Consider the following 19,119-nt stretch of genomic DNA (forward strand, 5'->3'; position numbering starts at 1 on the left):
ACCCACCATTCGGGTATCAGGGGAAACCCCTAGTACAGGGTATTTTCTGTCGATCCCGGTGCAAAATCCGGAAATAAGCGTTTATCTCTTACCGCTCTGTTCGCCGGCTATCGCGATCCCCCTGTAATTGAGATTTATCTCCGTTCTCGTTAGTATTCCCTCTGTTTTGGTTTTATGTACCGGGTGCCTGCCCGGATTCTCCTGGATGTTACTGGAATACAATTATGCGTAAGCGTCTGATACTGGCCATTTTGCTTCTTGCTCTGTTTCTGGCCGCCCTTTTCGGCATCAAATACTGGCAAAACGTACAACAGGCCGCCCAGATGGCCCAGCCCCAGCCCCCGGCCACCATCGCCTCCACCGAAGTGCGCGAAGAGCGCTGGCGCCCGATGCTCGATTCGGTGGGTTCCCTGGTGGCCATCAACGGCACCGCCGTCACGACCGAAGTCGCCGGACTGGTCAGCGAGATCCAGTTTGAATCCGGCAGCCGGATTGAAGCGGGCAAGGTATTGTTGCAGCTGGATGACTCGATCGATCAGGCCGCCCTGGAAGCCTTACGCGCCGAACGCCATCTGGCGGAGATCAAATTCAAACGCGCCGAGGATCTGCTCAAACGCCAGGTCATGTCCCGGTCCGAGTATGACGAAGCCCGCGCCAGCTTTGATGCGGCCACCGCCCGGGTCAAACAGCAGGAAGCGACCATCCGCCGCAAGGCGATCCGTGCTCCGTTCAGCGGCCGGCTGGGGATTCGCCAGATTAATCTCGGCCAGTTCCTTGAACCGGGTCAGCCCATCGTCCAATTGCAGGCGCTGGATCCGATTTACGTGGATTACACCCTGCCGGAACGCTATCTGCCGCAACTGAGTACGGGACAGGAGATTCGTGTGCGGGTCAGTGCCTTCCCGGATAAAGCCTTCAACGGTGAGATTACGTCCATCGAGTCGGGGGTGGACGCCGGTACCCGGACGATTAAACTCCGCGCGACGCTGGACAACCCTGAAGGCCAACTGCAGCCGGGGATGTTTGCCAAGGTCAAAACCCTGGAGGCTGAAGACAAAACCGTCCTCACCGTGCCCCGCACCGCAGTCAGTTACAACCCGTACGGCGACTTCATTTACCTGATCAAAAACAACGACGGGGACAAGACAGTCGTCGAACGTCTGCAGGTGGAAACCGGGGAAGTCCGTGACGGTTACGTCGCCATTCTCGAGGGTGTGGAGGCCGGACAGAAAGTGGTCCGAACCGGCCTGGTCAAACTGCGTGACGGCATGGAGGTCAAGATCGATAACAGCGTTGAGCTGGAAGACGACAAGGCCGACAGCGAATGAAATTCACCGACACGTTCATCCACCGTCCCGTCCTGGCGACGGTTGTCAGCCTGTTGATACTGCTGATCGGCCTGCGTTCGCTGGGCATGCTGGAGGTACGCCAATACCCGGAAATGAAAAATACGGTGGTCACCATCACCACCACTTATCCCGGTGCCAGTTCCGACCTGGTCAAAGGCTTTGTCACCACGCCGATCCAGCAGGCCGTGGCCGAAGCCAATGGCATTGACTACATCACCTCCACCAGCTCCCAGGGACAGTCCACGATCGAAGTCTATATGGAACTGGACTACGACCCGAATGCGGCCGTCGCCGAGATTCAGGCCAAGGTAGCCAGCAAACGCAACGAGCTGCCCGCCGACGTGGAAGATCCGGTCATTGATTCGAGTACCGGTGACACCACAGCGTTGATGTACGTCGCGTTCTTCAGTGAGGACGTTGCACGCTCACAAATTACCGATTATGTCCTGCGCGTCACCCAACCGCAGATCCAGGCCCTGTCCGGTGTCGCCAAGGCCCGCCTGTTCGGTGAGCAGTTCGCTATGCGTATCTGGCTGGATCCCGCCCGGATGGCCGCCCAGGGCATAACCGCCGGGCAGGTGGCCGAGGTACTGCGTGCCAACAATTACCTGGCCGGGATTGGTTCGACCAAGGGCAAGTACGTGGCGATGAATCTGACCGCCACCACCGATGTCAGTGAGCCGGATGACTTTCGCAAACTGGTGGTGCGCAGTGAAAACGGCACGCTCGTGCGTCTGCAGGATATCGCTCGCACCGAACTGGGCGCCGAAGACTACAACACGACTGCCTGGTATAAAGGCATCCCGGCCGCCTTTATCGCGGTGGAACCGGCACCGGGCTCCAACCCCATCGATGTCGCTGATCGGGTCAATAATTTGATCCCGCAAATTCGCGACCAGTTGCCTGACGGCGTCGAGGTCAAGATTCCTTACGATGCCAGCCAGTTCATCAAAAACTCGATCACGGAGGTCTACAAGACCATTGCCGAAGCGGTCTTGATCGTACTGGTGGTGATCTACCTGACCCTGGGCTCTTTCCGCGCCGCCGTAATCCCGGCCGTGGCGGTGCCCCTGTCGCTGATCGGTGCGGCCTTTGTGATGCTGACGCTGGGCTTCTCACTGAACTTGCTGACTCTGTTGTCCATGGTCCTGGCCATCGGGCTGGTGGTGGATGACGCCATCATCGTGGTGGAAAACGTGCACCGACACATCGAGGAGGGGGAAAGCAACCTGCAAGCCGCCCTCAAGGGGGCACGCGAGCTGGCGGTGCCGATTATCGCCATGACCACCACCCTGCTGGCTGTGTATGCCCCGATCGGCTTTCTCGGTGGGCTGGTGGGCAGCCTGTTCACCGAATTCGCCTTCGCCCTGAGCGGCGCCGTCTTGATCTCCGGGGTCGTCGCCCTGACCCTCTCGCCGGTATTGTCCAGCGCGGTACTCAAGCAACACGGCAGCCAGGGCCGCTTCGAACAACAGGTTGAAAAATTCTTCAACTGGTTGTCGACCCGCTATCGCCAGACCCTGACCAGCTCATTGAATACAGTCGGAATATCCCTGCTGGTTGGCGCGGTCATCCTGGCTTCCAATTACTTTATGTTCGCCAACAGCAAATCGGAGTTGGCCCCGACCGAGGATCAGAGCATCCTGTTTTTTAACGGGACCGGACCACGCACCGCCACGCTGGATTATCACAAGGCCTATTCAAACCAGATCAAGGAAATATTCGAAGGCTTCCCCGAATACAATGACAGTTTCTTTATTCTGGGACGTACCCAGGATACGGTATTCGGCGGCTTCAAGATGGTCCCGCAAGATCAGCGCGAGCGATCACAGATGGCGATTAAGCCGGAACTTGGCGCCAAGCTGAACAATGTCGCCGGGTACCAGATCGGGGTCTTCCCGCGCCCGAGTATACCCGGCTCCAGTCGCGGTTTGCCGGTGCAGTTCGTCATCACCTCGGATAGCGGCTATGAAGAGATGGTCAATGTCGCCAACCAGATAATCGGGCGCGGCATGGAAAGTGGCAACTTCCAGTTTCTTAAAAAATCCATCGAGCTCGATCGTCCCACGGTGACTATTGATGTGGATCGGGACCGGGCCGCCGATCTCGGCATCAGCATGCGGGAGGTTGGCACCAACCTCGGGACCCTGCTGGGTGGCGGTTATGTCAACCGTTTCAGCATGGAGGGGCGCAGCTACAAGGTCATCCCGCAAGTGGAACGTGAATTCCGTCTGGATGCCACGATGTTGAATAATTATTATCTGCAAACCGCTACCGGCGAGGAGATCCCCTTGTCGAGTATTGCCTCGCTGAAACAGGAAGTCGAACCGTCCGACCGCACCCAGTTCCAGCAGCTCAATTCATTAATCATTGAAGGCAACCTGGCCCCGGGGGTAACCATGGGCGAGGCGCTCTCTTATCTGGAATCCCAGGCCGATGAACTTCTGCCACGCGGCTTTGATTACGACTACCTGGGCGACTCACGCCAGTACGCCAGCCAGAGTGGTGCCTTGATGCTGACTTTCTTCCTGGCCCTGCTGGTAATCTATCTGGTCCTGGCTGCCCAGTTTGAAAGCTGGCGCGATCCGATCATCATTCTGGTCTCGGTCCCGCTGTCCACCGCCGGGGCACTGATCTTTATCATGCTCGGTGTCGCTGATGCCTCGATTAATATCTATACCCAGGTGGGACTGATCACCCTGATCGGCGTGGTCGCCAAAAACGGGATTCTGATCGTCGAATTCGCCAACAAGTTGCAGATCCAGGAAGGCAAGAACCGCTTCGACGCGGTGGTGGAAGCCGCTACGATTCGCCTGCGTCCCATCATCATGACCTCCATCGCGTTGATCGTGGCAATGATCCCGCTCATCGCCGCCACCGGCCCGGGTGCGGTCAGCCGTACCCATATCGGTATGACCATCGCTGCAGGACTCGGCATCGGTACCCTGTTTACCCTGTTCGTGCTTCCCGCCGTCTATCTTCTGCTGGCGCGGGACCATTCGGCCCACACCCGGCAGGCAGCCTGAAGCGGGGCCACCGTCTCCGCCTGGTTTATTGAACCTGGCGGGATCGATGGCACGGCGTTACCTCCTGTTGTCGGCCCGGTTCGTCCACGAACACCGGGTCCGTCTCGTCGCTGAACCACAGCGGAAGAAAAACGCTGGACAACCCGCCCTGCTCAACCAATAATCAGCCGGGTATCGCCCGACCCCAACCTGCCTGGGAACGAGCCGAGCTATCCGCGATATCAGCAGGACCTTTTTCAACAGAGGCAAACATTGTGACAATCCAGTCCCTGGCGAATTTTGTTTCCAATGACTCGATGATTACCCGCCAACTGGCCCGGACCGGTTATGCGGTGGTGGACAATTACCTGCCCGGCGGGCAGATCACAACAATTCGTGAGGAAATGGCCCGCGCCTGGCAAAACGGCAGCTTTCGCAATGCCGCAGTAGGTCCGGGTATAAAGCGGGCGCTGCAGCCGGCCATTCGCAATGACAGGATTCTATGGCTGGAGGAAGCGGCATGTTCATCGGCCCAGCAGAGGTATCTTGCCAGTCTGGAGATCTTGCGCAAGAGGCTCAACCGCGAATTACTACTGGGGCTGTTCAACTTTGAAGGGCATATGGCGGTCTATCCGCCCGGCGCCCGCTATCAGCGACATATCGATCAGTTTCGCAACACCCGGACCCGTCGGGTCAGTTCGGTTTTATACCTGAACGATGGCTGGGATATGGATGACGGCGGCGCCCTGCGTCTGTATCTGGATAACGACAAGCTGCAACCGTACCAGGATATTTACCCCTATGCGGGTCGACTGGTCACCTTTCTCAGTGATCGTTTCTATCACGAGGTGCTTCCCGCCAGGCGGGCACGCTACAGTATTGCCGGCTGGTTCCGCCAGCGGGACAACACGTTGGCAGGTTAAGGCCGCAACAGCGCACCACCCCTAAATCACCAGTTGATCCAGCACTTCCCGCATCTGCGCCTCGCCGACCGGCTGGACGAGAATCGCTTCCAGCTGAAACAACGCCGCCAGCTTGTCGACATACTGACGTTCGGCTTTTTCCACCATCACGATCACTCGGGCCTGTGGCGCATACTTCAGCAGGCTGTGTAAAAACACATCCAGGTTACTGATATTGATTCCCGCGTAATTATTACCATAACCATAGAAAAATTCGGCAACCACCAGATCCGGCGGCTGTTTGCGCAACTGACTGATAGCCTTGCGCATGGAATTCAGACAGACCTGCTCCCAACCCAACTCTCGATAAAGGGATGAAAAATCCGGATGACCGGGTGACTCAACGATCGAATAAACAACAGTTTTACTCATAACTTTTCAACACTGCTCCCAGGGCAGTCCGGCAAATCGCCAGCCTCCTTGAGAACTGCGATGATGGTGTTCATCCAGCTCCCCTTCAAAGCCCTCTCGAACGTTATAGACCCGATCAAACCCTTCCTGCAGCAACAGTTTCCCCGCCTCCAATGAGCGTTTGCCGCTGCGGCAAATCAATACCACCGGCACACGTTGGCCGCCCGTATCGTCATGCGCCAGACCGCCCAGTAACAGTTGGCGTAACTCACGGACGAAATTCGGGTTCACTTCCCAGTCGGGCTCATCGATCCAGGGGATGTTGATCGCCCCGACCGGGTGGCCGATGAACAGAAACTCCATGTGCGAGCGCACATCCACCAGGACGGCTTTGGGCTCGTCGAGCAGCAATTGATACGCCTGCTGCGGGGTCAATTCATCGACACTGGATTCTGACACAGCATTTCCCCTCTGTTTTTACTGCCGGCGATATTCAAACAAAATCACCACCATTCGGCAGCCAGATTACCGGCGACAATCCGCGTCCCCTGCTCACCCTGCAAAATGGCGTGCGCTTCGGTCAACGGGCCAATCCCGGCAAAGCCACCCGTACTGCCAACAAAGCGGCAAGCTGCCTCGACCTTGGGCGCCATGGAGCCTTGCTGTAACCCCGCGCTTTTCAGACTCTGACAGCCGACCCGACGTATCGCCCGCGCGGAAGGCTTGCCCCAGTCATAATAGAGCGCCTCGACATTGGTTAATAATAGCAGCGCATCCAGCTCCAGTTCCGCCGCCAGCAGGGCACTGGTATGGTCCTTGTCGATGACCGCGCTGATACCCCGGTAGCGGTCGTGTTCTTTAACCACAGGGATACCACCACCGCCGGCGCAGATCACACTGTAACCCTGTTTCGACAGACTGGCGATGGCCCGGGCTTCCACAGCCCGGATCGGTTGTGGCGCCGCAACCACGCGGCGTCTTCCTCCCGCCACAGCTGTGAATTGCCAGCCTTGCTGACGCCCCAGTCGCCCGGCGCGTTCTTCTTCCAGCACCGGTCCGATCGGTTTGGTAGGGTTGCTGAACGCCGGATCCGCCGGGTCAACCTCAACCCGGGTCAATAGCGTGACAGTGCGTTCGGCCTGACGGCAATTATCCATGGCCTGCGCCAGTCGATAGCCGAGCAGACCTTCACTCTGGGCATCTAGCAGGTCCATGGACATATTCGCTTCCACTTCCTGCATGGCCAGCCAGCCCACCTGGGGCCCATTACCGTGGGTAATAACCAGGGTATGTTCCTGTTCCAGTTCGATCAATGTGCGGGCAACGGCATTCACCTTGCTCTGATCGATCTGTCCCTGTTGATTGTTACTGTCGGTCAGGGCATTACCACCAATGGCTACCAGTACTTTCATCACATGGATCCGTCTAAAAACCGCCGGTTTTCTTCCGATCACATTACTGCTATGTTTTCCACGGAACAAGACCCCGACAGGAGATTCGAAATGTCAGATCATGTTTACAAGGTGATTGAGCTTGTTGGCTCGTCCAGCAAGAGCAGCGATGACGCGATTCAACAGGCTATTGCCAAGGCAGGCACAAGTCTGCATAACCTCGACTGGTTTGAAGTGGTGGAAACCCGCGGCCATATTACGGAAGGGAAGGTCGGCCATTATCAGGTCAAGATCAAGGTGGGCTTTCGCCTGGACTGAGCAAGCGGAAGATCCGGCGGAACCGTCAAAGCCGGATAATGTATATCAACAACAGGCCCGTCACCGGGCCGGATTCAAAATAAGCCGGCCCGGGTCAGGTCGGCACTATTTCTTGTTACGCGAAGACCATTGCGATGGACCATTGCCACCGCTGCGGGAATTGACATCCTCGGCCAACTCCTCGGCATAACGGGTTACCTGATTCAGCGTCCCCTGACGCTGTCCAACCAGGGTCGAGCCGTTACGTTCCAGCACATAACGATACCAGTTATTGCCATCGCAACCGTCTGGCGTGGTCGTCTTCTCCACCGCCTTGACCATATAGCGTGCGTTCGTCAAATCGATCGTGTTGATGGTATCCATCCTGTTCACCTCGGTTGCCGACGGGTTGCTGGGCAACAACCCGCCGGAATTTCTAACGTCGGCCCCGCGTTTTGCCCTTCACTCGCTTGCGCTCTTCACTCACACGCAAGGCGTTGCCTTTAAAGTCACGACCATTCAGCCCGGACATCGCCGCCCGGGCCTCGTGCCCTTCCATGTCCACTGTAGCATGACCCCGACACTGACCACTGAAGACATCCATGGCAATCTTGACCCCGCGCACAGTGCCGAACTCGCCGAACAACTGTTCAATCTGACCGTCATCTGTATCGGGGGTCAAATTGGACACAAATAGGGTCTTCATAATCTCCCCCTGTATTTCAGGTATGCCGGTTCTGCGCTCTGGCAGGACGACGCTTGCCCCTGTCCGGCTGGCCGGCCGGTGGACCGCCACGACGGGCCCGGTTCTGGTTCGGTTTATTCGCCGGTCCGCGCTCATTGCCGCCGCTGCGTACCTGCGGTTCAAACCCGGTCATGGTCTTGCCGGGAATCTTGGTATTGAGCAGCCGCTGGATAGAGCTAACCCGCTGACGCTCGTCGGAACCGACCAGGGAGATCGCCGTGCCGGATTTACCGCCGCGACCGGTCCGACCGATGCGGTGCAGGTAATCTTCCGGATTGTCGGGCAGTTCAAAATTGATCACCAGCGGCAGGTGATCGATATCCAGTCCGCGTGCCGCCACATCGGTGGCAATCAGCGCCGTCACCTTGTGATGTTTGAAGTCACGCAACGCCCGGGTACGGGCATTCTGGGTCTTGTCGCCGTGGATGGCCGTGGCACGCACGCCGTCGGCCTGCAACTGTTTGGCCAGTTTGTCGGCACCCCGTTTGGTGCGGGTAAAGACCAGCAACTGCTGCCAGTCACCTCCGTCGATCATGTGCGAGAGCAGCTCACGCTTGCGCGGACCATCCACCCAGTAAAACGACTGGTCGATATTCAGTGCCGCGCTGTTGGCTTCGGCTACCTGGATATATTCCGGCTTGTTGAGAAAGCGTGCCGACATCTTCTTGATTGCCGCAGAGAAGGTCGCGGAAAACAACAGGGTCTGGCGATCATTGGGCACCAGCTTGAAGACCTGTTCGATCGCGGGCAGAAAACCCATGTCCAGCATGCGATCGGCCTCGTCCAGCACCACGGATTCCACGCCGGAGAGATCCACGGCACGCCGGTTGACCAGATCCAGCAGACGGCCCGGTGTCGCGATCAGAATATCGACACCGTCTTTCAACAGCTTCATTTGCTTGCCGATGTTCGTGCCGCCGTAGACCACGGTACTGCGCAAGGGCAGATGCTTGCCGTAGGTGCGCACGCTGTCGGCAACCTGCTGGGCCAGCTCCCGGGTCGGGGTGATCATCAGCGCCCGGATACGCCGGGGCGACGCCTCGTTCTGGCTCAAACGCTGCAATACCGGCAAGGTAAATGCCGCCGTTTTACCGGTCCCGGTCTGGGCGCCGGCAAGAATGTCCCGGCCCGCCAGTATCGCAGGCACAGCCTCGGTCTGGATCGCGGTCGGAGAAGAATAACCTTGATCTGCAATAGCAGAGAGTAGCTCGGTACGCAGACCGAGATCAGAAAACGACATAAATTTCGCCTTATTTGAAATGAAAAAGCCAAGCATCGAGCCTGGCAGAAAAATGCGTGACAGGACCGAAACGGTTGTGCGGGGAATGGCCCGAGAGGTCATACCACGGCAGGTTTGTGCCGATCCGGGTAGACTACACCGGCCGGCAACTGGATCCCGCCGATGGTTCATGAGCGAGAAGTCAGACAAACTAATAAATTTAAGTATACCACAACTCCCCGCATGGCGTCCCATCCGATCCGGATATTTACCCTGAAACGGTGGCAGGGCCCCGGAAAGTGTCGTACATTCAAAAAGGCGGCAGAAATGCCCGGGGTGTTTACCCGCCCCGAAGGCTCTCAAATTGCAGTGCCTGACAGCGGTGCCGCCGTATCCGGTTTGATTTGCAAAGGTCACGTATCATGGCGACAGGTAAAGTAAAGTGGTTTAACGAGCGCAAGGGGTATGGTTTCATCGCCCGGGATAGTGGCGAAGGCGATGTTTTCGTCCATTTTCGTGCCATTCAGGGTGAGGGTTTTCGGACGCTGGCGGAGGGGCAAAGTGTCAGCTTTGATGTGGAGGACGGCCCCAAGGGCCCCCAGGCGACCAACGTGGTCCCCCAGTAATTCCCCCGACAAAACCTCCGCAAGCCCACCCCGCCCCGGCGGGGATTTATCATGCGGCGATTCCATCAGCTGTCGCTTTGAAATCCGCCCCGCCTGTTGACTATGCTTGATCCCGGTCCATTCAGAGACACCCGCATGCCAAACCCGACTGCCGATACCCTTCTCGATACGGCCATGCGCCTGGCCAACGAGCGCTCCTGGGAAAAACTCTATCTACACCACATCGCCCGGGAGCTGGATGTCCCGCTGGAGGCGATCCACCAGCACTATCGACAAAAGGATGATCTGGTCGAGGCCTGGTATGACCGCGCCGATCAGGCCATGCTGAAAGCGGCCCGGGCGCCGGGGTTTACCGAACTCACCCTGCATGAACGGCTGCATCTGTTGATCATGCGCTGGCTGGACAGCCTGGCTGAATACAAGACCGTCTCCCGCGACATGTTGCTGTACAAACTGGAACCGGCGCACCTGCATCTGCAACTCCAGGGCTTGCTGCGCATCAGCCGCACGGTGCAATGGCTTCGCGAAGCGGCTCTGCGGGACAGTACTCATTTGCAGCGCATTATCGAGGAGCTCGGCCTGACCAGCCTGTATCTGCAGACCTTTCTTTACTGGATGGGAGACAGCTCCGCAGGGCAGAGCAAGACCCGGCGGTTTTTACAACGCCGGCTCAAACTGCTGGATCGCTGCGAACACACGCTGGAACGTTTCAAGAGCCGGCTACCCGGTTTCGGGCACCGCAAAGCGCCGCGTCCGGCAGCCAAAGCGGCCGACGTGGTCCCCCGGACATAAGCCGCCAGCTGTTTTCTGCGACATGCCCGCCATTTCGCCATGCCGCGCTTGATGATCTCATCGCTGCTGACGCTCCTCGCGGCATACCTGCTGTTGCTGGTCGGCATCTACTTTTATCAGCCGCATCTGCTGTTTCTGCCGGAGATTCCCTCGCGTCAGCTTGAGCGGACGCCGCAGGCGATCGGCCTGGCTTATGAGGATGTCCGGCTGACTGCCAGCGACGGCACAGAACTGCACGGCTGGTGGCTGGCACATCCCGAACCGGCGGGCAACGTGCTGTTTTTTCACGGCAATGCGGGCAATATCAGCCACCGTCTGCACACTCTGCGTCTGTTCCATGAGCTGGGGTATCAGAGCCTGATCATCGATTATCGCGGCTACGGGAAAAGCGGCGGCAAGCCCTCCGAAGCGGGACTGTATGCCGACGCCGAAGCGGCCTGGCGCTATCTGCGGGAGACGCGCCGGCTGCAGCCCGGGGAGATTGTGATCAGTGGCCGTTCCCTGGGGGCCGCGGTCGCCCTGTATCTGGCCCATCGACATCCACCGCGGGCGCTGATCCTGGAATCGCCGTTCACCTCGCTCCCCGACCTGGCCGCGGCGCATTATCGCTGGCTGCCGGCACGCTGGCTGACACGCTATGCCTTCGATAACCGCCAACGTATCCCGCAGCTCGACGCGCCGCTGCTGATCGTGCACAGCGAAGAGGACGAAATCACGCCCGCGCAACAGGCCCGGACACTCTACGCCCTGGCGCCCGAACCCAAACAGCAGCTGGTCCTGCAGGGCGGACACAATGACGCCCGCCTGGGGGATGAACAAACTTACACTGACGGCCTGCGCGCCTTTCTCGCGCGCCACTGAGCACCCCGGCGCCGCTATACCGGGCTCTGTCCCCCATGCTATTGTGCTGTCCGGCATTGACCCCGATGGTATTGATGATCTTGCGAATGAACAGTCTGCCTGCCGCCGGCCGGTCCGGGATCCTGCTTCTGCTGTTGCTCTGGCCCCTGTCGGCCATGACGGAGGAGCCGGCCTATGAGTCGGCTGAACTCGAGGTCAATCTCACCCCGCGCACCCCGCAGCAAATCGCCGCCTTTTACGAAGGCCGGGGGTTTTCCGAGCCGATGATCGCGATCTTGCGCGAGCAGTGTTTTATCACCGTGTTTATCCACAACAAAAGTGACGACATCATCTGGCTGGACCTGGCCGACTGGGAATTTGCCGACAGCGACGGACCGCTCCGCCGGCGCGATCGCGCCGACTGGAAAGCGCGCTGGCAGAAGCGCGATATCCCGCTGGCCCATCAGTCGACCTTTCGCTGGACCCTGCTGCCGGAGAAACTTGATTTTCTGCCCGGTGAGCGCAAAGGCGGCAATATCACCCTGCCGCGTCACAACCAGCCGTTCACCCTGCACGCCCGATTCGACACGGGCGAGGCGCGTGACGGCGATCCCATCGAGATCACCCTGGAGGAGCTGCAATGCGCCGACAATCCCTGACCCGTTGGCTCTTCTGGCCCGGGTTATTACTGATCGCTCTCTCCGCCAGCGCCCAGTCGCCCGAACTGCCCGCGGGGATCATTAAACACGATCCCTACCCGGCGCCACCGCTGGCCTTGCGCGATCTGGACGGGGAGCCCTATGCCCTGAAAAATCAGCGGGGAGCGCCCGTGTTTGTCCATTTCTGGGCCAGCTGGTGCGGCCCCTGCCGCGAGGAGATGCCCGCCATCCAGCGCATGTGGGATACCCTGGAGGAGGAAGGCCTGAAGATTGCGCTGGTCAACACCGCCGAGGACGAGGATACGGTCTTCAGCTTTCTCGCCGCTCATGCGCCAACGATTCGCCCCCTGATGGATCGCGACGGACAGGTGACCGAAGGCTGGGAACCGCGCGGCCTGCCCGCCACCTATCTGGTGGATGCGCAGGGCCAGGTGCAGTATCAGGCCATCGGCGGCCGCCCCTGGGACGAGCCGGCGTACCTCGATTTTCTCCGTTCTCTGATCAAAGCGCCCTGATCAAAAAGGCCGAATCACACTCCGGTGATTAACCCGAAACGGGTCGCACTTTTTTCACTGATAATGGTCTACAGTTTCACGTACGCACCAAGAATCGTTCACTCACAACCAATAATGCGACGAGGAGTTCTGTCAATGAAACTGAACATCAAACCCCTGTTTGCCACCCTGTTGGGCCTCTCCCTGCTGGGCCCGGCGGCCGTACAGGCCGAAAAGATGACCATCGGTATCAAGCAGCTGAAGATGCAGACCGCGCTCAAAATCGCCGAGGCGACCATTGAGCAGTGCCGCAAGGAAGGGGTTCAGATCGCCGTCACGGTGGTCGATCGGGGCGGTAATATCCAGGCCGTGCTGCGCGATGATCTGGCCATGGACATCACCCTTCCTATCAGCAAACAGAAAGCCCATACCGCCATGGCCTTCAACAGCCCGCTGTCCCAAATGGAAGGGCGTTTCGAAGGCGCCTATTCGGTGCCCAAGATTGACGGCCTGGTAATCAGTGCCGGCGGGATCCCGATCAACGTCGGCGGCAGCATCATGGGCGGCATCGGTGTCAGCGGCGCCCCCTCCGGCGAGATCGACGAGAAATGCGCTCAAGCCGGCCTCAAAGCAGTGGAAGCCGATCTGGAAATGGAAGGCATGTAACCCAAACGCCCCGACGGTGTGATGCCATCGTGCATCACGCTGTCGGACGTTTTCCTTTGTCCACACTGCTCGACAGCGGCAAATAGAGCGCAATACACAGGCCCCCCTCTTCCCGGTTACTCGCCGCCACCCGTCCGCCGTGGGCCATCACCGCCCGCTTGGCAATCGCCAGTCCCAGACCGTAACCGTCACGCCCGCCGGTCGCCCCCTCGCCCGCACGGACAAACGGTTCAAAAATCGTCGCCAGATCCGCCGACGCCACCCCCGGTCCCCGATCACAAACCCGAATCACCATCTCGGCCGCGTTCAGATCCGGTTTAACGCTCACCGACACGCTCGTCCCGGGCGCGGTATAGCGCACCGCGTTGCGAACCACATTCTCAAATGCCCGGCGCAGTAATTCCGGTTTACCGACCAGGCTCGCCTCGCCATCGAGGCTCAGCTTTACGCCGCGCCCGGCCGCCTCGGCTTCGAAACGGGCGTCTTCGACCACCGTCTCCAGCAACGCCGACACATCCACCGGCTCATCGTGCTCACTGTCCACATGGGCTTCCAGTCGCGACAGGGTCAACAGCTCACCGACCAGCTCATCCAGCCGCCCGGTCTCGTGCTCGATCCGCGCCAGCATCTCGGGCAGTTTATCCGGCTGCTGATGGCCCAGTCCGACCGCCACCTGCAGCCGCGCCAGCGGTGAACGCAATTCATGCGAGACGTCGTGCAGCAGCCGCTGTTGCGCCGAAACCAGCGCCTGCAATTGCGCCGCCATGTGGTCGAAATCCCGGCCCAGATCGGCAATCTCGTCGCGACGACCGCCGATCCGGGGCATTACCCGGGTCGCCAGTTCGCCCCGGGCCAGGCGGTTGGCGGCCGACTGCAGATGACGAACCGGGCGGGTCAGATACCAGGCCAGGACCGCACTGAACAACAGGCTGGCGATCAGCGCCGCTACCAGCTGGAAGCTCAGCGAGGTGGAACGCGAAGCTTGCTGGGCCTGCTCCTGCGCCTCGCGGTTGGGCTGGGGGATAAAAATGACATACTCATGGCCATTATGCCCCAGCACCCGGCGCACCCCGGACAACATCTGCGCGCCGCGCAACTGTTCCCGAGCCCGCTCCAGGGCCACCGACGGCACCGGCCGCTCGAAGATATCCTTACCCGCCTCATCCACGATCAGCACCAGCGGCAGACGCCGCCCCGGCCAGCTGCGAAACAGCGATTCCACCGACTCCGGCCCGCCCTGGGCCAGCGCCAGGGCGGTCGCGTTGACCACAAAGTTGGCTCGCGGTCCCGCCGCCAGATCGGTGATCGCCTCGATCCGGCTTTGATTATAAAAATGGACAGCCAGCCCCACCCCGATGGCGATCAACACCAGGGTCAGCCAGAAACCCAGAAAGATTTTCCAGAACAGGCGACCCATCAATCGTCCTGCAGTAATTGATAGCCAACGCCACGGACTGTCTGGATCGGTGAACGCCCGTCGGACAGGCTGCCCAGTTTGCGGCGCAGATTACTGACATGCATGTCCAGGCCGCGATCATAGCGTTCCAGCTCCCGGCCCAGCGCTTCATCGGAGAGATCCGCCTTGCTCACCACCTGCCCGGCGTGACGCATCAGGCTCTCAAGAATATTGAACTCGGTACTGGTCAGTTCGAGCCGTTGCTCTCCCCAGCAGGCCACCCGCCGGGCCGGGTCAAGCGTGATCCGGCCCACTGTGCGCTGTTCTCCGGCGTCGACCTCGTGCGTACGCCGCAAAATGGCCCGCAAACGGGCCGCCAGCTCGCGCGGATTGCAGGGTTTGGGCAGATAATCATCGGCGCCCAGCTCCAGGCCGACGATCCGATCCACATCATCGCCGCGGGCGGTCAGCATCAATACCGGGATACGCGACTGCTGGCGAATCTGGCGCAACACCTCGACACCGTTCAGCCGCGGCAGCATCACATCCAGCACCACCACATCGTATTGCGCCGTCAGGGCCGCGGCCACGCCGCTCTCGCCGTCGTACACGGCATCCACCGTAAAACCCTCGGCGCCGAGATAATCGCTCAGCATCCCGGTCAACTCGGTATCATCATCAATCAGCAGTATCCGGCTCATTCGTACAGGGGTTCCGTTATTAACAAGCGACGCTTATGTTGCCACAGACCCGCTTTCAGGATCAGGGATTTACCTACCTTTACATTGATTTACCCGCCCGTGACCCAAGCTTGCAATCAGTTTGCCCATACTCTGCACATCGGATGACGGCACAGCGCCCATCCGCAGAGGATGAATCTGCGAGGAACCGGTCATGAAAACGAAATCTTTTTTAGCTAACACTGTCATCGCACTCAGCCTGCTGGCCGGCAGCGTACCGGTGCTGGCCGGCGGCGGTGACGTCTGTGACAAAGACGCCAGACAGGCCGCCTCCAGTTCGCCCGGGCACGGCGAAAAGCCCCTGCGCCGGCTAATAGAGAGACTGGATCTGAGCCCGGCCCAGCGGGAACGGATCAACACTATTGTTGCCGGGCAACGCAACACGCTGCTGAACAAACGCCAGTCCCTGCGGGACATCCACCAGCAGCTGTATCGGGCCGCCAGCCACGAGGATTATGACGCCGCGCAGGTCGATCAGCTGCTTGAACAGCAATCCCGTCTTGCCGCGGAGATGACGGCTCAGCGGACTGATATGGTGCAAAAGATCTACCAGCAGATAACACCGCAACAACAGGCGACGTTTCAATCAATGCGTCATCGCCACCACAGAGGCTAACCACTTTCTTGTTCATGCTCTCTCTCCCCTGAGTGTGCTTTGCGGGCCATCTTTGGCCCGCTTTTTTTTGCCTGAATCACGCCACCCCGGTCAGGTATAACATCTCTCTCGTTTTGCCAGGCGCTTCTCACCGGCTTCAACCCGGCAATCAAACCCGCTGACCGATCTCCCGTTGTCCGCTCAGCATAGATAGGCATGAAGATGCTGTTACAGCCCCTCTCAACCGGTTGTCGCCGTTCACCGGGCAAACACCGCGACCTCTGCCCGTCTTTGGCAGGCAAGGCGTCCCGCCCGCGCATTGATAACACGAGCGCTTTGTATAACGACGAAGCGGGCGGTGGGCGGAGTTTTATTACCCTGTCCCGGCCTGCTGCAGCTCCCGCCAGGCCGAGCTAATCACCCGCCAGGCGGAGCGTAACAACAGGAGCACCAGCGCCAGTGCGACCACGATATCCGGCCAGCCCGAACCGGTCAGCCACACCCCGCCGGCGGCCAGGAACACCGAGATGTTGGCGGCAATATCGTTGCGCGAACACTCCCACACCGAGCTCATGTTCACATCCTCGTGCCGGTGTCGCCACAGCAGATACAGACAAAGGCTATTGGCCAGCAGCGCCAGCACGCTGAACAGCCCCATCAGTTCAAAGACCGGCACGCTGGGCACGCTCAGCCGGTAAATAATCTGGCCCGCTACCGCGCAGGCCGCCAGCAGAATCAGCACCCCCTTGAACAGGGCCACTTTGGCCTTGACCGTCGCCCCGCGTGACACGGCATAGAGACTCAGGGCATAGGTCAGCGCATCACCGAAGTTATCCAGACTGTCCGCCAGCAGGGCACTCGAACGGGCATACAGGGCCCCGATCACGATCACCACGAACATCACGGCATTGATCGCCAACACCGCCCGCAAGGTCGTCCGCTGGCGCTGTTGCACCGGTTGCAACCCACAGTCACTGTCACAACATCCGCTCATGCTCTCTCCTGTTATTGCGGGCCCGGTTTTGGCGCAGCGGCTTGTCCCGCTGTAAAACCATAAACTTTTAATTACTTTTAGCTGTCGGCTTTTATTCTACCCGCCGAATCCGGCGGCTGTCGTGGTGTGACTTTTGCGACTCTATGTAGTAAATTCAATACTAGATATACACCACAGTAGCCTGGAATCATGCACCTGAAACGGTTTACCGATTTTGCCCTGCGCGTTCTGATTTATCTGGCGTTGCACCCGGGAAAGACCATTTCGATCAACGAGATTGCCCGCGCCTTTGATATGTCCCGCAACCACCTGCTCAAGGTCATTAACGAGCTGGTGGCCAGCGAAATGATCACCACCTATCGCGGCAAAAGCGGGGGAATCCGGCTGGCCCGGGATCCGGCTGCTATCAATGTCGGTCATCTGGTCCGACGTCTGGAGGGTGAAACCCCGCTGATCAACTGTAACGAACCATTGTGTCCCATTCTGCCGGCCTGCACATTGAATCAGGCGCTGGATGAGGCGCAAAGTGCCTTTTTCGAGCAGCTGGAACGCTATACGCTCGCGGACCTGATTGGCAACAAACAGGGGAGACTGGTCAATCTACTGGCCCATGCCCAAGCCGGAGGCACCCCATGAGTCACTCCTCATCATCCCGCGATCTGCGCCGGGAGGATTTTCAAAAAGCCCTCAGGGATTTCGATACTTATATCGATATTACGCTGGAGGATCTGATGCAACTGGACAAGATGGCGCAAAAACACGCTCGCCTGCGCGAGACGGAAGGCCTTCCGCTGCGGGAAATCATGACAAGCGAGGTGATTACGGTTAACCCCGATACCCCCCTGTCGGATGCGGCCCGGATTCTGGTGGAACAACGGATTAGCGGCTTGCCGGTCACCGCGGATGACGGCAAGCTGATCGGCGTGGTAACCGAGGCGGATTTTCTCTGTGCCATGGGGATCCCCTGCCACCATCCGACACACAACGTCTAGCAAACGCTGGAGAATATGTTCCGCCATCCTCCCCGCACAACTGACATGCCCTCAAAAGTGGGCGATATCATGATTCAGCAGGTTGTCAGCATTAACGAGAACCGGCCCCTGCAGGACGTGATCGAACAGATGAAAAAACATCATATCAAACGGGTTATCGTAACCGGTGATCAGGGGCAGGTCAGCGGTATCGTCACCCGGTCCAATCTGGTCCAGATCCTGCTCCAGCAGATATTGTAGGACCTTGTCCGCCATGGAATGCAGATGGCTGCGTTGTTCCATGCGCTGCAGCCGTCCGCAAGACTCGCCGCGTCACTTTGCCGGGTTACCCCCCTGCCGTCCGGTTGGCTTTCAGGGCGGCGATGCGTTCGGCCAGGGAGGATGGGACATGAACAGACGCGAAAAGCCCTGCCCGATTCTGCCCGAAATTCCAAACGCCGCCAGCTCACCCGGTCCAATAGCCCGCCATGGCCTGTTCTATTTGTGTTGCAGGGAATTCCAGAACTTACCCACCCAGGAGCGTTTTTCATAACTTTGCTGGACGCCCCGGGAAATAAAGTGCGACGTATATTGCCGATCCTCCTCCATGATGTGCTTGGTCAGCCACATCTTGAGAAAATGGAGCAATTCAAAGTTGACCGACTTTTTACCTTCGGCCAGCTTCTGGCTCAAGGTATGGACCTCATTGAGCAATAACTCATGATGGTGCTTGTGCTCGTCATACTCGGGATAACCGAGAATTCGCATCAGGCTCTCTTCGACTGCAAAATGAATTCGGGTGTATTCCAGCAGCTCCGCCAGAATCCGTTGCGCCGCTTCGGAGCCGTGGTGCTCCACAATCGCCTTGTGTAGATCATTCAGCAAATCCACAAGAATTTTATGCTGATCATCGATCTCCTCGATACCGACACTCAGCTCATCGGACCACTCGACCAGTTTCTCTTCCGAACCCGTGTTCATGGCAGGTTGCGACATAATACTCTCTCCGAAAAAATGCCACGCCTTA

General features: G+C 58.9%; 24 protein-coding genes. 14 read left to right on the plus strand and 10 right to left on the minus strand.

What is annotated here, in order from left to right:
- The first annotated feature begins 224 nt into the window (after nucleotides 1-224).
- From EDC23_RS09875 to EDC23_RS09885, 3 genes are all read left to right on the plus strand, one after another.
- A complete protein-coding gene (locus EDC23_RS09875; RefSeq protein ID WP_134084075.1) occupies nucleotides 225-1,328 on the plus strand; it encodes an efflux RND transporter periplasmic adaptor subunit in 1,104 nt (367 codons plus the stop codon).
- A complete protein-coding gene (locus EDC23_RS09880) occupies nucleotides 1,325-4,375 on the plus strand; it encodes an efflux RND transporter permease subunit (RefSeq protein WP_134084077.1) in 3,051 nt (1,016 codons plus the stop codon). Before EDC23_RS09875 ends, EDC23_RS09880 begins: the two co-directional genes overlap by 4 nt.
- Before the next feature lie 254 nt (nucleotides 4,376-4,629).
- Entirely contained in the window at nucleotides 4,630-5,277 is a 648-nt protein-coding gene (locus tag EDC23_RS09885) for a 2OG-Fe(II) oxygenase (protein ID WP_134084079.1), read from the plus strand.
- 21 nt (nucleotides 5,278-5,298) lie between these two features.
- On the opposite strand, the gene EDC23_RS09890 is transcribed toward EDC23_RS09885, so the two are convergent.
- From EDC23_RS09890 to EDC23_RS09900, 3 genes are read right to left on the minus strand one after another with little or no spacing between them, the layout of a single operon-like run.
- Entirely contained in the window at nucleotides 5,299-5,688 is a 390-nt protein-coding gene (locus tag EDC23_RS09890; RefSeq protein WP_134084081.1) for a hypothetical protein, read from the minus strand.
- Between the two features lie 6 nt (nucleotides 5,689-5,694).
- Nucleotides 5,695-6,126: a rhodanese-like domain-containing protein gene (locus EDC23_RS09895; RefSeq protein ID WP_243830764.1), complete on the minus strand. Its 432-nt coding sequence runs from the start codon at nucleotides 6,124-6,126 to the stop codon at nucleotides 5,695-5,697.
- A gap of 44 nt (nucleotides 6,127-6,170) precedes the next feature.
- Nucleotides 6,171-7,079 carry an amino acid kinase family protein gene (locus tag EDC23_RS09900; protein ID WP_134084083.1) on the minus strand — a complete coding sequence of 303 codons (909 nt, stop codon included), beginning with the start codon at nucleotides 7,077-7,079 and terminating at the stop codon, nucleotides 6,171-6,173.
- A 90-nt stretch (nucleotides 7,080-7,169) separates the two neighbouring features.
- On the opposite strand from EDC23_RS09900, the gene EDC23_RS09905 reads away from it, so the two are divergent.
- Nucleotides 7,170-7,376: a dodecin gene (locus EDC23_RS09905; protein ID WP_134084085.1), complete on the plus strand. Its 207-nt coding sequence runs from the start codon at nucleotides 7,170-7,172 to the stop codon at nucleotides 7,374-7,376.
- Nucleotides 7,377-7,481: 105 nt separating this feature from the next.
- On the opposite strand, the gene EDC23_RS09910 is transcribed toward EDC23_RS09905, so the two are convergent.
- The 3 genes from EDC23_RS09910 to EDC23_RS09920 are packed head-to-tail and all read right to left on the minus strand — an operon-like array spanning nucleotide 7,482 to nucleotide 9,340.
- On the minus strand, nucleotides 7,482-7,739 hold the full coding sequence (locus EDC23_RS09910; RefSeq protein ID WP_134084087.1) for a hypothetical protein: 258 nt from the start codon (nucleotides 7,737-7,739) through the stop codon (nucleotides 7,482-7,484).
- Nucleotides 7,740-7,791: 52 nt separating this feature from the next.
- Nucleotides 7,792-8,061 (minus strand): RNA recognition motif domain-containing protein, encoded by a 270-nt coding sequence (locus EDC23_RS09915; RefSeq protein WP_134084089.1) that lies wholly within the window; start codon nucleotides 8,059-8,061, stop codon nucleotides 7,792-7,794.
- A gap of 16 nt (nucleotides 8,062-8,077) precedes the next feature.
- Nucleotides 8,078-9,340, minus strand: coding sequence for a DEAD/DEAH box helicase (locus EDC23_RS09920; RefSeq protein ID WP_134084091.1), 1,263 nt, complete (start codon nucleotides 9,338-9,340; stop codon nucleotides 8,078-8,080).
- Nucleotides 9,341-9,741: 401 nt separating this feature from the next.
- Here EDC23_RS09920 and EDC23_RS09925 point away from each other — a divergent pair, with 401 nt between their 5' ends.
- The 6 genes from EDC23_RS09925 (at nucleotide 9,742) to EDC23_RS09950 (ending at nucleotide 13,396) form a co-directional block, all read left to right on the plus strand.
- The gene (locus EDC23_RS09925; protein ID WP_134084093.1) at nucleotides 9,742-9,945 is read left to right on the plus strand and encodes a cold-shock protein; all 204 of its coding nucleotides are present in this window, start codon (nucleotides 9,742-9,744) and stop codon (nucleotides 9,943-9,945) included.
- A 135-nt stretch (nucleotides 9,946-10,080) separates the two neighbouring features.
- Nucleotides 10,081-10,737, plus strand: a complete 657-nt coding sequence (locus EDC23_RS09930; RefSeq protein WP_134084095.1) for a TetR family transcriptional regulator — start codon at nucleotides 10,081-10,083, stop codon at nucleotides 10,735-10,737.
- A gap of 51 nt (nucleotides 10,738-10,788) precedes the next feature.
- Nucleotides 10,789-11,598: an alpha/beta hydrolase gene (locus EDC23_RS09935; RefSeq protein WP_134084097.1), complete on the plus strand. Its 810-nt coding sequence runs from the start codon at nucleotides 10,789-10,791 to the stop codon at nucleotides 11,596-11,598.
- An 86-nt stretch (nucleotides 11,599-11,684) separates the two neighbouring features.
- A complete protein-coding gene (locus tag EDC23_RS09940) occupies nucleotides 11,685-12,236 on the plus strand; it encodes a hypothetical protein (protein ID WP_134084099.1) in 552 nt (183 codons plus the stop codon).
- Nucleotides 12,218-12,751 (plus strand): TlpA family protein disulfide reductase, encoded by a 534-nt coding sequence (locus EDC23_RS09945; RefSeq protein WP_134084101.1) that lies wholly within the window; start codon nucleotides 12,218-12,220, stop codon nucleotides 12,749-12,751. The genes EDC23_RS09940 and EDC23_RS09945 overlap by 19 nt, the downstream gene beginning before the upstream one ends.
- 135 nt (nucleotides 12,752-12,886) lie before the next feature.
- Nucleotides 12,887-13,396, plus strand: a complete 510-nt coding sequence (locus tag EDC23_RS09950) for a GlcG/HbpS family heme-binding protein (RefSeq protein ID WP_134084103.1) — start codon at nucleotides 12,887-12,889, stop codon at nucleotides 13,394-13,396.
- A 34-nt stretch (nucleotides 13,397-13,430) separates the two neighbouring features.
- On the opposite strand, the gene EDC23_RS09955 is transcribed toward EDC23_RS09950, so the two are convergent.
- The gene (locus tag EDC23_RS09955) at nucleotides 13,431-14,813 is read right to left on the minus strand and encodes an ATP-binding protein (protein WP_134084105.1); all 1,383 of its coding nucleotides are present in this window, start codon (nucleotides 14,811-14,813) and stop codon (nucleotides 13,431-13,433) included.
- Nucleotides 14,813-15,493 (minus strand): response regulator transcription factor, encoded by a 681-nt coding sequence (locus tag EDC23_RS09960; protein ID WP_134084107.1) that lies wholly within the window; start codon nucleotides 15,491-15,493, stop codon nucleotides 14,813-14,815. Before EDC23_RS09960 ends, EDC23_RS09955 begins: the two co-directional genes overlap by 1 nt.
- 193 nt (nucleotides 15,494-15,686) lie before the next feature.
- Here EDC23_RS09960 and EDC23_RS09965 point away from each other — a divergent pair, with 193 nt between their 5' ends.
- Nucleotides 15,687-16,148 (plus strand): Spy/CpxP family protein refolding chaperone, encoded by a 462-nt coding sequence (locus tag EDC23_RS09965; protein WP_134084109.1) that lies wholly within the window; start codon nucleotides 15,687-15,689, stop codon nucleotides 16,146-16,148.
- 352 nt (nucleotides 16,149-16,500) lie between these two features.
- Here EDC23_RS09965 and EDC23_RS09970 read toward each other — a convergent pair whose 3' ends face one another.
- On the minus strand, nucleotides 16,501-17,121 hold the full coding sequence (locus tag EDC23_RS09970) for a cation transporter (RefSeq protein ID WP_134084111.1): 621 nt from the start codon (nucleotides 17,119-17,121) through the stop codon (nucleotides 16,501-16,503).
- A 189-nt stretch (nucleotides 17,122-17,310) separates the two neighbouring features.
- Between EDC23_RS09970 and EDC23_RS09975 the strand changes: the two genes are divergently transcribed.
- The 3 genes from EDC23_RS09975 to EDC23_RS14415 all read left to right on the plus strand — a co-directional run bounded on the left by EDC23_RS09975 (nucleotide 17,311) and on the right by EDC23_RS14415 (nucleotide 18,353).
- Nucleotides 17,311-17,757, plus strand: coding sequence for an Rrf2 family transcriptional regulator (locus EDC23_RS09975; protein WP_134084113.1), 447 nt, complete (start codon nucleotides 17,311-17,313; stop codon nucleotides 17,755-17,757).
- Nucleotides 17,754-18,113 (plus strand): CBS domain-containing protein, encoded by a 360-nt coding sequence (locus EDC23_RS09980; protein WP_134084116.1) that lies wholly within the window; start codon nucleotides 17,754-17,756, stop codon nucleotides 18,111-18,113. The genes EDC23_RS09975 and EDC23_RS09980 overlap by 4 nt, the downstream gene beginning before the upstream one ends.
- A gap of 69 nt (nucleotides 18,114-18,182) precedes the next feature.
- Nucleotides 18,183-18,353, plus strand: a complete 171-nt coding sequence (locus EDC23_RS14415) for a CBS domain-containing protein (protein ID WP_166668829.1) — start codon at nucleotides 18,183-18,185, stop codon at nucleotides 18,351-18,353.
- 237 nt (nucleotides 18,354-18,590) lie between these two features.
- Here the strand turns inward: EDC23_RS14415 and EDC23_RS09995 are convergent, their stop codons facing one another.
- On the minus strand, nucleotides 18,591-19,088 hold the full coding sequence (locus EDC23_RS09995) for a bacteriohemerythrin (RefSeq protein WP_208321343.1): 498 nt from the start codon (nucleotides 19,086-19,088) through the stop codon (nucleotides 18,591-18,593).
- Between the last annotated feature and the right edge of the window lie 31 nt (nucleotides 19,089-19,119).

The organism is Thiohalophilus thiocyanatoxydans (genome assembly GCF_004366735.1).
Classification (GTDB): Bacteria; Pseudomonadota; Gammaproteobacteria; order UBA6429; family Thiohalophilaceae; genus Thiohalophilus; species Thiohalophilus thiocyanatoxydans.